We start from the raw sequence: 15,475 nt of genomic DNA on the forward strand, positions 1-15,475 counted from the left end.
GGGTCACAGAGGCGGGTTCACCGCTTGACGGTGCCTTCGTGGAGCCGGTCGATCATCCGGTGGGTGGCGTCGAGCGGCGTCTCCGGATCGGCGGCTTCGTCGGAGTTCCTGGCGTTGCGGGCCGCGATCTCCTCGCCCCAGCTCTCCATGCCCGCGAACGGGATCGTCTCCTCCGGAACATAGGAGGGATACCGCCGGTAGCTGTTGATTCCGGCGACGGGCTCGCCCCGCACCAGGAGCGGATTCAGATAGAGGCCGTCGCTGGTGATCCTGGTGGTCGCCGGAATGTATCCGATGTCCAGCCCGCAGCGGCGGCGCGGCGAGGTGTTCGGCCCCGAGCAGTGCAGGATGTTCGGGTGGTGGATCTCGACGTCGCCCGGGTCGAGTTCGATGTCGACGACACCGTTGCGCTCCGACCACTCCCGCACCAGCTCCTCCTCGGAGACCGAGAACAGCATGTTCGGCGAGTCGACCGAGCGGACCGGCGCGTGGAGCGGCATGCGATGACTGCCGGGGATGACCCGCAGACAGCCGTTCTCGGTGGTGCACCGGTCGACGGCCAGCCAGACGGTGAGTGCGCGCATCGGGTCGAGGTTCCAGTAGGAACCGTCCTGGTGCCAGAGCACCGGCTGGCCGTCCTGGGGGGGCTTGCAGATGTAGTGCGCCGTGAAGCACGCGACGTCCGGGCCGAGGAAGAATTCGGCGATATCCACCAGCCGGGGATCGGAGACGAGTCTCACCCAGAATGCGTCATTGCGTATCAGCGGATGGTGGAGATGTTCCGGGCGGAGGTCCGGATAGCGATCGGTGAGCCAACCGACATGGGCTCTGATCTCCTCCAGTAAATCCTTCGGAATGACGTCGCGGATAATGCTGAAGCCCTGCTCCTCGTACTCCGCGCGGACGCTCTCTGGGACGTTCAATGCGACCCCCTAATCGCGACTTCCGTGGCCGCGCCAGTCTCGCACCAAGCCAGGGCGTGTACAAGCTCTTGACGGGTCCGGGCTGCCGGCAGAGCGCTTCCGGGCTTTCGCTTCGGGGTGACGCCACGGCACGGCCGGGGCATTCGCCGGGCCCGGCGATGAGGTCGTCGATCAACGTCGGGCTGGTGATGGATCTTCTTCCGCCGGGGCGGCGACTACGGCGGGAGTTCGGGCGGTGACGCCGGCGGGGCCACCCGGCCCGTCCGCCGGGCCATCCACGCACGCTCCGTCAATTTGTCATGGTGCGAGGCCAGTTGGGTGGGAGTGTGACCGCGGCCGCGGGACGGTCATCGCGGCGGGATCGTGCCTGGTGACCGTAGCAGTGGGGGGCCGTATCACCATGTGATGGCGGGTCCGAGGGGGGGATATGAGAACGGATGCCGGTCGACAACGAATCTCGGCCAGTATGGGGCCGGACAAGTCCCGTTCGCCTTCGCCCTTTCGTGTTCCTGACCGGCCAGCACGGCGGGGAGCGCGTGGCGGGCGTGACTGCGGTGACAGCCCGGAACTCGAGCAAAGCCGCTGGCACCAGGCTGGTGGAGTGTTCCGTGTGTTCTCCTGACCGGAATCATTCGTCGACCACTCGAACCGATCGTCGTCGTGTGCGACTCTCCAACGGCGGGCGATCCGCCCGGTGGGGACACGGGGAACCGCTGACGGTGTCCGAGAACGCACCGAAGAGGAGCAGTATTGAACGACATCGCGCCGTTGGCCGAGCCGGAGCAGTCAGGACCCCTGCGACGGCCGGATCCGCTGCCGGTCTCCTCCGGCCAGTTCCGCCTCTGGTTCCTCGACCGGGTGCACGGCACCACGTCGACCCACCAGATCCCGCTCGTCCTGCGGCTCCACGGCGCACTGGACCGGGCCGCGCTCGAAGCGGCACTGACCGACGTCGTCCTGCGTCACGAGAGCCTGCGCACCGTGATCGTGCCCGTGGCGGGGGTGCCGGTCCAACGCGTGCTTCCGGACGCCCGCCCGGTCTTCGACACCCGCACCGTCGCACCCTCCGCCCTGGAGCGGGAGGTCGCCGCCGCCGCGGCGCACACCTTCGACCTCGCGACGGAGATACCCGTCCGCGCCGGCCTGCTCCGGATCGCCGCGGACGACCACGTCCTGGTGCTGTCACTGCACCGCACGGCCTGCGACGGCGGGTCGATGGCCCCGCTCGGCCGCGATCTCACCCTGGCGTACGAGGCACGGTGCCGGGGCACCGCCCCCGACTGGGCGAAGCCGCCCGTGCAGTACGCCGACCACGTGCTGCGGCAACTGCGGCGCCTCGGTGACGCGTCGGATCCGCACAGCCTCGCGGCGCGGCAACTGGCCTTCTGGCGGACGACGTTGTCAGGGCTGGGCGGCGAGATCGGGCTGCCGTTCGACCGCCCGCGTCCGGCGACGCCGAGTCGCGGCGAGGACTCGGTGCGCTTCGAGGTCCCCCCCGAGGAGCACGCACGGCTGGTCGAGCTGTCGCACCGTACCGGGACGACGATGTTCATGATCGTCCAGGCCGCGCTGGCCGTGCTCCTCAGCCGGCTCACCGGCGACGTGGACGTGCCGATCGGCACGCTCACCCCGGGGCGCCCCGACGAGGCGTCGGAAGACGTCGTCGGACTCGTGGCGAACACGGTCGTGCTGCGCACCGGTCTCGCGGGAAACCCCACCTTCGCGGAGCTGCTCGACCGGGTTCGTGAGGTCGACCTGGCCGCCTTCGCGCACCAGGACGTGCCGTTCGAGCACGTCGTGCGGGCCGTCGATCCGGCACGGGTCCCGGGCCGGAACCCGCTGTGCCAGGTCCTCGTGACCGCCGGAGCCCGCGCGGTCGAGTGGCGGCCGGCCGGGCTGCGCACGACCGCGGACGTGCCCGACCTCGGAGCGCCCGGGTTCGGAGCGTCCGGGTTCGACCTGCACCTGAACGTCGACGCGCGCCACGGGCCGGACGGGACGGCGGCAGGCCTCGTCTGCGACCTGCGGTTCGACACCGACCTGTTCGACCGCGCTAGCGCCCAGACGATCGCGGCCCGGCTGGTCCGCGTGCTCACAGCCATGGCGGCCGACGCCCACCGGACCATCGGCGCCGTCACCATCCTCTCCGCGACCGAGCTCTCGAACGTCCTCACCGCCTGGAACGACACGGCGAGGGACGTGGCGCAGAGCGCGCTGCCCGAACTGCTGGAGGCGCGGGCCGCCGCGACCCCGGACGCGGTGGCGGTGCGGTGCGGGGATTCGGCACTGACCTACGGCGAGCTGAACGCGCGGGCGAACCGGGTCGCCCGTCACCTGGCCGGCCGCGGCATCGGGCCGGAGTCGGTCGTCGCGTTGTCGATGGCCCGGTCCGTGGACCTGATCGTCGCGGTGTGGGGCACGCTGAAGGCCGGCGCGGCCTACTGTCCCGTCGATCCGGAGTACCCGCCGGAGCGGGTGGCGTTCATGCTCAAGGACAGCGATCCCCAACTCGTGCTGACCGGACCGGTCGACGAGCAGGGCATGGCGGACGGCAACCTGACGGACGCGGACCGGGTCACGCCGTTGCTGCCGGCCCACCCCTGCTACATGATCTACACCTCGGGGTCGACCGGGCTGCCGAAGGCGGTGGTGATGCCCGGCTCCGCCCTGGTGAACCTCATCAGGTGGTACGAGCGGGTGTCCGCGACGTCGGACGGCGCGGCCACCCACCGGATCGCCAACTTCTCGTCGATCAGCTTCGACGTGGCGCTGGTGGAGATCCTGATCGCCACGGTGCGCGGCGGCTGCGTCGAGCTCCCGGACGAGGAGACCCGCCGGGACCTCGACAAGCTCGTGACGTGGCTGGAGAAGAGCGAGGTCGACGAGGTCTTCGTGCCCAACCTCGTCCTCGCCGCGATCGTCGACATCAGTCAGGCCGCCGGGACCGAACTGCCCCGGTTGCGGCACGTGATCCAGGGCGGTGAGAGCCTGGCGCTGACCCCCGAGCTGGCGGCGTTCCACCGCGCCGTGCCGGACCGCCGGCTGGCCAACTACTACGGCCCCACCGAAACCCATGTGGCCACCTCGTTCGCCCTGCCCGCCGATCCCGGCGACTGGCCGGAGGAGGCGCCGATCGGCCGACCGGTCGACAACATGCGGACCTACGTCCTCGACCGGTGGCTCCAGCCGGTACCGCCGGGCGTCGCCGGCGAGTTGTACATCGCGGGGGTGCAGCTGGCCCGCGGGTACCTCAACCGGCCCGGCCTCACCGCCGACCGGTACGTCGCCGATCCCTTCGGCCCGCCGGGCAGCCGGATGTACCGGACCGGAGACGTGGTGCGCTGGCGCGCCGACGGGCAGCTCGTGTTCATGGGCCGGGTGGACGACCAGCTGAAGGTCCGGGGCTTCCGCATCGAGCTCGGCGAGATCGAGGCCGTGCTGCGCGGTCACGACGAGGTGGTCCAGGTCGCCGTGCTCGCGGTCAACAAGCACACCCCGGCCACCCGCCTGGTCGCCTACGTCGTGCCCGCGACCGAGGCGCTGACGCCGACCGCCCTGCGCCGACACGCGGCCGAGTCGCTGCCGCTCCACATGGTGCCCACCGGATTCCGGATGGTCGAGGCCCTGCCGTTGACTCCCAACGGGAAGCTCGACCGGAAGGCGCTGCCGGCACTGACCGAGGAGTCCGCCGGCCGGCCGCCGGCCGAAGGGGCGGAGCAGACCGTCTGCGACGTGTTCGCCGAGGTGCTGGGAGTGCCGGTGGCCGACGTCCACCAGAACTTCTTCGCAACTGGCGGCCATTCACTCGGCATGGTACGGGTCGCGCACGACATTCACTGGCGGCTCGGTGTCGACCTGCCGCTCCGTGACGTGTTCGAGCACCCGACGCCTGCCGGACTTGTGCAACTGCTCGCCGAACGGGGGTGACGTCCATGTCCTACAACCACTGAGACACCGCGGCGCTCGGTGCGGACCTGCCACGCGGGGCCGCGTCCGAGCACCCGACACCTGCCCGGCTCGTGCCACTGCTCGCGGAAAGGGGGTGACGTCCATGTCGTACAACCACTGAGACACGGCGGAGGACCGGTGAGCTACGCCCGGTCCCGGGGTCGAGTGATCCCGCGGTGAGAACAAGGAATTCGTGAAAGACACCGGACGCACGCCGCCCCGCGTCGAACGCGCGGCGGCGTGCGTTCTCCACCCCGATGACACGAAGGCGGAGCCTGGTGACCCCCACCCCGACCTACGATCCGCTGTCCCCGGCCATGCTCAGGGATCCCTATCCGACCTACACCAGGATGCTTGAGGAGCAGCCCGTCCACTGGCATGCCGGCATGCGCGCGTGGGTGGTCGTCCGGCACGCGGACTGCGTGCGCGTGCTCCGCGAGCACGCGACCTTCGCGCGGGACCCCAGCCGGGTCGGGGAGAAGATCCCGGACTTCCGCCAGAACGTGCAGATGATGGACCCGCCGGAGCAGAACCCGCTGCGCCAGCTCCTGGTGAGCGCGATGCGCTCGCAGGACAAGGACCGGCTGTTCCGCGAGGCGGTCGACTTCGTGCGCGGGCGACTGGCCGCCCAGCGGCCGGGCGAGCCGTTCGACCTGATGGCGGACGTGTCCGCGCCCTTCGCCCTGCACATCTCCGCGGCCCTGCTCGGCGTCCCCGAACCCGACGACGCGGACTACGCGGAGATCTCACACGGCATCGCGCTCCGGATGGATTCGGGCCTCGCGCCGGAGAACATCCCGCAGGGAGATGCCGCGCGCAAGCGCCTGAACGACCTCGGCGAGAGCTGGTTCCCGCGCCCCGAGGGCGACAACGGCCTGATCGCGAACCTCATCCGGCGGGCGGACAAGGAGTTCTCCGGCAGCCACTACATCCGGAACTCGGCCGCCATGATGTTCAACGCCAGCTACGGGACGATCTTCGCCATGGTCGGCAACGCGGCCCACCTGCTGGCGACCGTGCCCGACCTGCTGCCGGAGCTGTCCCGCCCGTCCCGCACGGCGACCGGCGTCGACGAGCTGATCCGGTACGACGGGCCGGCGCAGGGAACCAGCAGGATCGCGGTCGCGGACACCCTGATCGAGGGCACCCGCATCGCGGCGGGCGACAACGTGGTGACGCTGCTGGCCGCCGCCAACCGCGACCCCCGGGTCTTCGCCGACCCGCAGGACATCAACCTGGACCGCCGGCCGAACCCGCACCTGGGCTTCGGCTCGGGGCCGCACGCCTGCTTCGGCTCCGAGTTCGGCAAGCTGAGCGTCACCGCGGTGATCAACGCGCTGAGCGACGAGGGCGTACGGCTGCGCCTCGCGGCGGAGCCCACCCGCCGCACCACCGCCACCGTGCGGAGCCTGGACACCCTTCCGGTGTATCTCGACCGCTGAGCGGGGCAGCGCGGCGCGGCGTCCCACAGAGCAGAGCAGCGCGGCGCGGCGCCCCACAGAGCAGAGCAGCGCGGCGCGACGCCGAACAGCGCAGAGCAGTCCCGGGCAAGAGCGGCGCTGACCGGAGCTGAGCAGACACATCCGTCGAACCGAGGGATCTGGTACAAGGTGAACGTCGTTCTTCTAGGTGCGGAACAAGAAGCGATCGAGGAGCTGGCCCGCCTCGGCCACACCGTCACGGTGTTGTACGTGGCGCACGACCGCGTGGTGATGGAGGCCTGCCAGGGCCTGATCACGCACCGCGCGTTCCTCCCCTCCTTCGACCGGCCGGAACTCGCCTGGGCCGCCCTGATCCACCTCGGTGTCGCCGACCAGGTCGACGTCGTCGTCTCGGGGCACGAGTTCGCGGTGACCACCGCCGCCATCCTGAACGACATCCTCGGGTGCCGGAAGCCGATGGACGCCCGGGTCGCGCTCGCCGGTCGCGACAAGCCGCTGCAGAAGACCCTCTGGCAGCGGCACGGCGTACCGACGGCGCGGTTCGTGGTGTTCCCCGAGCGGCCGACCTCGGTCGCCGGGTTCCGCGACGCGCTCGGGGACCTCGCTCCCCCCTACATCGTCAAGCCGACGGCCGACGGCGGCGCCCATCTCGTCTTCCGGGCGGAAACCGCCGAGGAGTTATTCGACCGGCTGACCGCCACACCGGAACTCGACGCCTTCATGGTGGAGGAGTGGCAGTCGGGGGACGAGTGGCACTTCGACGGCGTCGTCGTCGACGGCCGGATCGAGACCTTCATGGTGTCGCGCGACGTGAACCCGTGCATCGAGGCGAAGAACGGGAACCCGTTCCGTTCGATCGCCCTCCCGCCCAAGGCGTACCCGGAACTCTACGAGGAGGCCCGTGCCTTCGCCGAACGCTGCCGGTCGGCGCTCGGCGGCCGCAACACCGTCTTCCACCTCGAAGTGTTCGGTGGCCCGGGCCGGTTCGTCGCCGGTGAGCTCGCCTGGCGCCCGGCCGGCGGCCTGGTCAGCATCAGCGCACAGCACACCGTCGGGGTCAGCCTCTGGGCGGCACACGCCCTCGTCCACATCGACGCGCCCGTGCCGGCGCCCGCGTTCGAACCCACCGGCGTCATGGGCTTCGTGTGCCTGCCGGTCAAGTCCGGTTTCCGCAACGGTGTGACGCAGGAGGACCTGGAGAGCCTGCCCGGGGTGCGTCACGTCCGGATGAAGGCGCCGGTGGGCGAGGTCATGAAGAAGCTCAAGACCACTTCGATCGCCGTCGCCTGGGCCCTCGTCGAAGGGGACGACGTCGAGCACTGCGCGAAGCGCATGGACGAGGCCATCCAGCTGGTCACCGAGCTGCACGAGGCGAAGAGCCTGCCGTAGGCCGGCGCCATGACCACCACTCCCCCGACCACCGCTCCCCCGACCACCGCTCGGCCGACCACCGCTCCCACGACGACCACCGCTCCGACCAGCCGAAAGTGTCAGGCGCCTTGAGTATTCACCTCAACCTGTTCATGCTGCTGCCCGGGCACCATGACTCCGCGTGGCTGCATCCCGGGTGCGACTCGGCCCGGGTCACCGACATCCACTACTACCTCGAACTCGCCCGACTCGCGGAACGAGGGCTGCTGGACTCCGTGTTCATCGCCGACGCGCTCTGGCACAAGCCGCGCAGCAACTACTGCGGCGGGCTCGAACCACTCACCGTGTTGAGCGGCCTCGCCCTGGGCACCGAGCACATCGGACTGATCGCGACCGCGTCGACCTCGTACTACGAGCCGTTCCACCTCGCCCGGATGTTCTCCTCGCTCGACCACATCTCGGGCGGCCGCGTCGGCTGGAACATCGTCGTGTCCAACAGCGTCAACGAGGCCAGGAACTTCAACCGGCCGGCGATGCTCCCGCACCAGCAACGGTACGACCGCGCCGACGAGTTCCTGGCCGTCGCCCACCGGCTCTGGGAGTCGTGGGACGAGGACGCCGTGGTCCGCGACCGCGCCAACGGGCACTACACCGACCCGGACCGGATCCACCGGATCGACCACCAGGGGGAGTACTTCGCCGTCCGCGGGCCGCTCAACATCCAGCGCAGCCCCCAGTCCCGCCCGTTCCTGGTCCAGGCCGGCGCGTCGGAGGCGGGCAGGTCGTTCGCCGCCCGGCACGCCGACGCGGTGTTCACCGTGCAGGAGAACGTCCGCGACGGCGCGCGGTTCCGCACCGAGATGCGCCGCCGCGCCGCCGCGAACGGGCGAACGGTGAAGGTGCTGCCGGGGCTGATCCCGATCGTCGGTGCCACGCAGGCCGAGGCGGACGAGAAGAAGCGCGAACTCACCGGCCTGCAGGCCGTCGACTACGCCCTGGAACACATCTCGATGATGCTGAACGTGGACATCACCGACTGCGCCGTCGACGCGCCCTTCCCCGTGGAGCGCCTCCCCCCGGCCGACAGCATCCAGGGCAACCGCACCACCTACGAGCTGATCACCGGGATGGCCCGGCGGCCGGGCACCACCGTCGGCGACATCATCGCGCACCAGGGTTTCGGGCGAGGCCACCTGGTGGTCGCGGGCACCCCGGAGCGGATCGCGGACGTCATCGGGACCTGGGTCGGGGAGGGCGCGGCGGACGGGTTCAACCTCATGCCCGCGGTGTTCCCGGCCGGCCTCGCCGACTTCGTGGACGAGGTGGTGCCGTTGCTGCAGGAGCGCGGGCTGTTCCGCACCAAGTACGACGAGACGCTGCTGCGGCGCCGCTATGAGTGAGCGGACCGAGCGGGACACCACGGCGGACGTGACCGCCCGGCTGCGGGCACACCTCGGGGCCGTCCTGCCGCCCGAGGCGGTCCCGACGCGGTTCGTGTTCGTCGACACGCTGCCGGTGCTGCCCAACGGGAAGACGGACCGGGCCGCGCTCGAACGGCTGGCCGCCGAGACGGCGTCCGCGCCGTCGTCCCCGGAGACCGGGGCGGCGCCCGGCGGCGAACCGCCCGGCGGCGAACCGCCCGGCGACGAACCGATCGGCGACCTCGACTTCCTGCTGCGGCTGTTCACGGCGGAGCTGGCCCGGGCCGACCTCGATCCCGACGAGGACCTCACCCACCTGGGGGTGACGTCGCTGCTCCTGACGACGGCCTGCGCGGCGTGGACGGACCGCACGGGCAGGCGCGTCGACGGCCACCGGCTGCGCCGCAACCCCACGGTCCGCAACATCCTGGCCTTCTCCGCGCCGACCGGTGCGGACCGGGAGCACGACGAGGTCGTGGTCGAGGACCACCGCTTCGAGGTCCCGGTCGACCACGACGACCCGGCCGGCCCGTCGATCGAGCTGTTCGCCAGGACGGTGGTGCGCCGCGCCGCGGTGGACCGCGACCTGCCGTACCTGCTCTTCCTCCAGGGCGGCCCCGGCGGACAGTGCCCCGATCCGCGCGCCAGGATCCCCGCCTGGCTGGACGCCGCCCTGGACCGGTACCGGGTGGTGCTGCTGGACCAGCGCGGCGGCGGCCGCAGCTCGCCGGTGACCGCCGCCACCATCGCGGGCATGACGCCGGCCGAGGCGCTGGAGCGGCTCCGGTGCTACCGCGCGGACGCCGTCGTCCGGGACGCGGAGTTCCTGCGGGAGCGGGTGCTGCGGGTCCCGGCCTGGACGCTGTTCGGGGAGAGCTACGGCGGCTCCATCGCCCTGACCTACCTCTCCCTCTCCCCGGAGTGCGTCGACCGGGTGTTCATCTCCAGCGGGCTCCTGGGCCCGGTCAGCACGGCCGAGGACCTGCTGCGAGACACCTTGGTGATGAGCAGGAGGAAGAACGCCGAGTACTACCGGCGCTATCCCGGGGACGCGGGGCTCGTCGACCGGATCGTCGACCACCTCGGCGACCACGAGGTGCTGCTGCCGACGGGAGAGCGGCTGTCGCCCGAGCGGTTCCGGTTCCTCGGTCTGAAGTTCGGCTTCGCCGGCGGGATGGCCGCGGTCCACGACCTCCTCCAGGGCGCCTGGGACGGCGACCACCTCACCGAGGACTTCCTGGCCGCGGTCGCGGCGGCGACGTACCTGGTCGACTCCCCGCTCTTCTACCTGCAGGAGTACACCTACGGACACCCCGGACGCGCCACCGGGTGGGCCGCCGACCGGCTCTACGCGGACGAGCCGGCGTTCGCCGCCGGGGCCCGTCCGTTCCACTTCTACGGCGAGGTGTTCTTCCCGTGGATGTTCCGTCAGTTCGCCGCGCTGGCGCCGTTCGCCGAGGTGGCCGACGAACTCGCCCGGTACACCGGATGGACCAGTCTCTACGACCTCGACCAGTTGGGGAGGAACACCGTGCCCGTCTACGCCGTGGCAGCCGCGGACGACCTGTACTTCCCGGGGACGCAACAGGTCCGCACCGCGCGGCGGATCGGCTCCTGCTGGCTGATGCTCTCCTCGGACTACAGCCACGAGGGGCTGATGAACGACCGCGAAGGCGTGTCCCGGCTGCTCGCGTTCGGATCGGCACGGTGACGCCCGCCCTGTTCGGCCAGGTCAGGGCGGTGGCGCTGGACCACCCGACGAGGCCCGCCGTGTCCGACCGGACGACCACGCTCACCTTCGCGGAACTGGCGCTGGCGGCCGAGGCCCTGGGACGCCGGCTCGTCGCCCGGGGGGCCGGGCCGGGCGACCGGGTCGGCGTCATGGTCGAGCGGGGCGTCGACCTGGTGGTGGCCCTGCTCGGCGTGTCCGCCGCCGGGGCCGCCTACGTCCCCCTCGATCCGGGCTATCCGGTCGAGCGCCGGCGGACCGTCGTCGAGGACGCCGACCTCGCGCTCCTCGTCACGGACGGCGGGGGGCGGGAGTTCGACGTCCACGCGGTCGAGGTCACGCCGCGCCGGGCCGAACCGGGCCTCGCCGAGATCGTGCTGCCCTCGCCTTCCCCCCAGGACCCCGCCTACGTCATCCACACGTCCGGGTCCACCGGTCGGCCCAAGGGCGTCGTGGTCACCCACGCCAACGTGGCCGCGCTGTTCGACGCGCTCGACACGGCCTACGGCAGCCCGTTCGACGACACGTTCCTCGCCGTGACGAGTGTCGCGTTCGACATCGCGGTCATGGAGCTCTTCTGGCCGCTCACCCGCGGCGGAGCCACCGTCGTGAGCCCGGCCAGGATGGTGGACCGGCTCGACTCGCCCGGTGACGACGGTCTGCCGAGCCTGGTGCGGCGCTTTCGGCCGACGCTGTTCCAGGCGACCCCCTCGCTCCTTTCGGCGATCGCGTCGTCCGAGGAGGCCCTGCTGTCCCTGCGGCACCTGCGCGCGCTCCACGTCGGCGGTGAGGTGCTCCCGGTGGGACTCGCCCGGCGCCTGGTGACCGCCCTCCCGGGCATCCGGGTCCACAACATGTACGGCCCGACGGAGGCGACGGTCTGGGCCACCACGCACGAGGTGACGCCGGAGGAGGCCCGGTCCACCGCGATCCCGATCGGGCGGCCACTGCGCCACGCGTCCGTCCGGGTCGTCGGCGACGACGGCTTCGCGGTGGCACCGGGCGAGGTCGGCGAACTGTGGGTCGGCGGTCCCTGCGTCGCCGCGGGCTACTTCCGCCTGCCGGAGCAGACCGGGGAGCGGTTCGTCGAGGAGGCCGGTGCCGTGCCGCGGCGGTGGTACCGGACCGGCGACAGGGCGCGGACCCGACCGGACGGCGCGCTCGAATTCGTCGGCCGGTTCGACCGGCAGGTCAAGATCTCGGGCGTCCGGATCGAACTCGACGAGATCGAGTCGGTGCTGTCCGCCGCGCCGGACGTCCGGGCGGCCGCTGTCGTCGCGGAGCAGGGAGCGGACGGGAGGCGCCAGCTCGTCGCCTACGTCCTGACCGACGCCGAGCCGGTCCCGCCGGCCGGGTCCGCCGGCGGGTAGCGGTCCGTCCCACGGTGGCCGTGGAGCGGCACCGCCCGGCGGTGCCCCGGGGCGGCGCCGCCCCGAAGGGCGCCGGTCCCGGCGGCCGGTCCGCTCCTGTCAGTCCGGATGGTTCCGGGTACTGCGGCGCGCGGCGCGCGGCTACCGTCCCAACCGCTCCACACCCGGCGGTCCGGACCGGCCGCCGTCACGCGCCCTCAGGAGGTCACCTTGACCGCGCACCACCTCACCCGCAGGAACACCCTCGCCTCCGGCGGCGTCCTCGGCCGCCGGCACACGGCGTGAGGGGCGTTCCGGTGCTCCCCTCCCTCTCCCGCCGCACCGCGCACCTGGCCCTGGCCGCGGTCGCCCTGCTGCTGCCGGTCGCGGTACCGGCCGCCCCCGCCGAGGCCGCCGGGTTCACGGCCTCCTGCCCGGCCTCCGGGTACATCTCCCAGGGCTACACCGAGGAGCACAACGGCATCGACATCGCCAACGACTACGGCACCCCGATCTACGCGGTCGGCGACGGCCGGGTGCTGGTCTCCGGCCCGGCGCAGGGCTACGGCCAGTGGATCCGCGTCCTGCACCCGGACGGGACGATCACCGAGTACGGCCACATGCGGGAGCGGGAGGTGGCCACCGGTGACCAGGTGACGGCCGGGCAACTGATCGCACGGATGGGCAGCGAGGGCACCTCCAGCGGCCCGCACCTGCACCTGCGGGTCTGGGCCGACGCGAACGCGACCGTGCGCACCGACCCGGTCCCCTACCTCGCGGATCGCGGCATCGCCATGCCCTGCACCCCAGGCACCGGCCCCGGTCCGGCGCCGTTGGTGTACCCGGCGCAGTCCGGCCGGGTGGTGTCCGCGCGTTCGGCGGACGGCCGGCTGGAGGTCTTCGCCGCCGGGGCCAACGGGGTCTCGCACGCCTGGCAGACCGCGGTCAGCGGCGCCTGGTCGGAATGGGAGACCCTCGGCGGACCGGGCGGCGCCGAACTGGCCATCGCCCCCAACGCGGACGGCCGCCTGGAGATGTTCGCCATCAACGGCACCACCTTCCAGCACCGCTACCAACTCCAGCCCTCCGGCAACTGGTCGAACTGGGAGGAGTTCGGCGGCGGCGGCCACGACATCGCCGTCGGCCCCAACCAGGACGGCCGACTCGAAGTCTTCGCCTCCGGCCCCGTCGGCGTCTTCCACCGCTACCAGAACGCACCCAACAGCGGCTGGTCCGGCTGGGAACCCACCGGCGGCGGCCCGGCCGACAGCCAACTCGCCCTCGGCAAAGCCCCCGACGGCCGCCTCGAAGCCTTCGCCCTCAACGGCACCACCTTCCAACACCAATGGCAGACCGCCGTCAACGGCACCTGGTCCAGCTGGGACACCTTCGGCGACGGCGGCCACGACCTCACCGTCGACCACAACCAGGACGGCCGCCTCGAAGTCTTCGCCTCCGGCCCCGTCGGCGTCTTCCACCGCTACCAGACCGACCCCACCACCTGGTCCGGCTGGGAACCCACCGGCGGACCCGCCGACGCACAGCTCACCAGCCAGCCCACCGCGGACGGCCGCGTCGAGGTGTTCGCCATCAACGGCACCACCGCGCAGCACACCTGGCAGTCCGGCCTGAACGCCCGGTACACCGCGTGGGACAGCTTCGGCGACGCCGGCACCGAGATCGTCGCGACCGCCAACGCCGACGGCCGCATCGAGGTCTTCGCCACCAGCGCCGCCGGCGTCCACCACCGCTGGCAGACCGGCTTCGCCACCTGGTCCCCATGGACCTGGCTGAACACCACCCCCGGCCCCGCCGTCACCTGAGGAGTCGTCACGTGATCAGCACGCAGCCCTGCCGCGTCCTGCTGGCCGCCCTCGTCTCGTTGGGCGTGGCAGCGGGCCTGATGGTCGGCGCCACGCCCGCGCCGGCCGCCACCGGCAGCGATCTCTGTGCCGAGGTCGGCTACCGCGCGGGATTCCGGGGCGACGCCCTGGTGACCGCGATCGCCGTCGGCCTCGCCGAGTCCAGTTGCAACCCGCTGGCGTCCAACGTCCAGAACAACACCCCGCCGTCCACCGACCGCGGTCTGTGGGAGATCAACAGCTACTGGCACCCCGAGGTCGACGACGCCTGCGCCTACGACGCCCAGTGCAACGCCGACGCGGCCTTCAGGATCTCCAACGGCGGCACCGACTGGCAGCCCTGGTCGACCTCCAACGCGCGGGTCCACCTGCGGTACCTGGGCGAGGCACAGGCCGCCGCGGACCGGCTCGGCCACCACGGCCCCGGTCCGGCGCCGTTGGTGTACCCGGCGCAGTCCGGCCGGGTGGTGTCCGCGCGTTCGGCGGACGGCCGGCTGGAGGTCTTCGCCGCCGGGGCCAACGGGGTCTCGCACGCCTGGCAGACCGCGGTCAGCGGCGCCTGGTCGGAATGGGAGACCCTCGGCGGACCGGGCGGCGCCGAACTGGCCATCGCCCCCAACGCGGACGGCCGCCTGGAGGTGTTCGCCATCAACGGCACCACCTTCCAGCACCGCTACCAACTCCAGCCCTCCGGCAACTGGTCGAACTGGGAGGAGTTCGGCGGCGGCGGCCACGACATCGCCGTCGGCCCCAACCAGGACGGCCGACTCGAAGTCTTCGCCTCCGGCCCCGTCGGCGTCTTCCACCGCTACCAGAACGCACCCAACAGCGGCTGGTCCGGCTGGGAACCCACCGGCGGCGGCCCGGCCGACAGCCAACTCGCCCTCGGCAAAGCCCCCGACGGCCGCCTCGAAGCCTTCGCCCTCAACGGCACCACTTTCCAACACCAATGGCAGACCGCCGTCAACGGCACCTGGTCCAGCTGGGACACCTTCGGCGACGGCGGCCACGACCTCACCGTCGACCACAACCAGGACGGCCGCCTCGAAGTCTTCGCCTCAGGCCCCGTCGGCGTCTTCCACCGCTACCAGACCGACCCCACCACCTGGTCCGGCTGGGAACCCACCGGCGGACCCGCCAACGCACAGCTCACCAGCGAGCGGTCGCCGGACGGCCGGGTGGAGGTGTTCGCCATCAACGGGAGTACGGCGGAACACCTCTGGCAGACCGGTGTCAACGCGCCCTACGGGCCGTGGACGGCCTTCGGCGACGCCGGCACCGAGATCGTCGCGACCGCCAACGCCGACGGCCGCATCGAGGTCTTCGGCACTAGCGCCGCCGGCGTCCACCACCGCTGGCAGACCGGCTTCGCCACCTGGTCCCCATGGAGCTGGCTGAACACCACCCCCGGCCCCGCCGTCACCTGAGGG

9 protein-coding genes are annotated in these 15,475 nt (G+C 71.8%); 8 read left to right on the forward strand and 1 reads right to left on the reverse strand.

Annotation, left to right across the window (positions count from 1 at the left end; all coding sequences use genetic code 11):
• Nucleotides 1-17: 17 nt before the first annotated feature.
• Complete coding sequence (locus tag ACIF6L_RS21400) at nucleotides 18-923, reverse strand: phytanoyl-CoA dioxygenase family protein (RefSeq protein WP_352294776.1); 906 nt, start codon at nucleotides 921-923, stop codon at nucleotides 18-20.
• A gap of 750 nt (nucleotides 924-1,673) precedes the next feature.
• Between ACIF6L_RS21400 and ACIF6L_RS21405 the strand changes: the two genes are divergently transcribed.
• From ACIF6L_RS21405 to ACIF6L_RS21440, 8 genes are all read left to right on the forward strand, one after another.
• Nucleotides 1,674-4,850: an amino acid adenylation domain-containing protein gene (locus tag ACIF6L_RS21405; protein WP_396486534.1), complete on the forward strand. Its 3,177-nt coding sequence runs from the start codon at nucleotides 1,674-1,676 to the stop codon at nucleotides 4,848-4,850.
• A gap of 299 nt (nucleotides 4,851-5,149) precedes the next feature.
• Entirely contained in the window at nucleotides 5,150-6,313 is a 1,164-nt protein-coding gene (locus ACIF6L_RS21410; protein WP_396486535.1) for a cytochrome P450, read from the forward strand.
• Nucleotides 6,314-6,481: 168 nt separating this feature from the next.
• A complete protein-coding gene (locus ACIF6L_RS21415; RefSeq protein WP_396486536.1) occupies nucleotides 6,482-7,702 on the forward strand; it encodes an acetyl-CoA carboxylase biotin carboxylase subunit family protein in 1,221 nt (406 codons plus the stop codon).
• Nucleotides 7,703-7,812: 110 nt separating this feature from the next.
• Complete coding sequence (locus ACIF6L_RS21420; protein WP_352294768.1) at nucleotides 7,813-9,084, forward strand: LLM class flavin-dependent oxidoreductase; 1,272 nt, start codon at nucleotides 7,813-7,815, stop codon at nucleotides 9,082-9,084.
• Nucleotides 9,077-10,816, forward strand: a complete 1,740-nt coding sequence (locus tag ACIF6L_RS21425; RefSeq protein ID WP_396486537.1) for an alpha/beta fold hydrolase — start codon at nucleotides 9,077-9,079, stop codon at nucleotides 10,814-10,816. The genes ACIF6L_RS21420 and ACIF6L_RS21425 overlap by 8 nt, the downstream gene beginning before the upstream one ends.
• A complete protein-coding gene (locus ACIF6L_RS21430) occupies nucleotides 10,813-12,204 on the forward strand; it encodes an amino acid adenylation domain-containing protein (RefSeq protein ID WP_396486538.1) in 1,392 nt (463 codons plus the stop codon). The genes ACIF6L_RS21425 and ACIF6L_RS21430 overlap by 4 nt, the downstream gene beginning before the upstream one ends.
• A 296-nt stretch (nucleotides 12,205-12,500) precedes the next feature.
• On the forward strand, nucleotides 12,501-14,006 hold the full coding sequence (locus ACIF6L_RS21435; RefSeq protein ID WP_396486539.1) for a peptidoglycan DD-metalloendopeptidase family protein: 1,506 nt from the start codon (nucleotides 12,501-12,503) through the stop codon (nucleotides 14,004-14,006).
• Between the two features lie 80 nt (nucleotides 14,007-14,086).
• Nucleotides 14,087-15,472, forward strand: coding sequence for a hypothetical protein (locus ACIF6L_RS21440; RefSeq protein WP_396486748.1), 1,386 nt, complete (start codon nucleotides 14,087-14,089; stop codon nucleotides 15,470-15,472).
• The last annotated feature ends 3 nt before the right edge of the window (nucleotides 15,473-15,475 follow it).

The sequence above is a fragment of the Kitasatospora sp. NPDC086009 genome (assembly GCF_044540385.1).
In the GTDB taxonomy this organism is placed as follows: domain Bacteria; phylum Actinomycetota; class Actinomycetes; order Streptomycetales; family Streptomycetaceae; genus Kitasatospora.

Excerpts from the sequence above, each read along its gene's own strand:
- ACIF6L_RS21425 (WP_396486537.1), top strand. The coding sequence starts at position 9,077 with ATGAGTGAGCGGACCGAGCGGGACACCACGGCGGACGTGACCGCCCGG.
- ACIF6L_RS21440 (WP_396486748.1), top strand. The coding sequence starts at position 14,087 with ATGGTCGGCGCCACGCCCGCGCCGGCCGCCACCGGCAGCGATCTCTGT.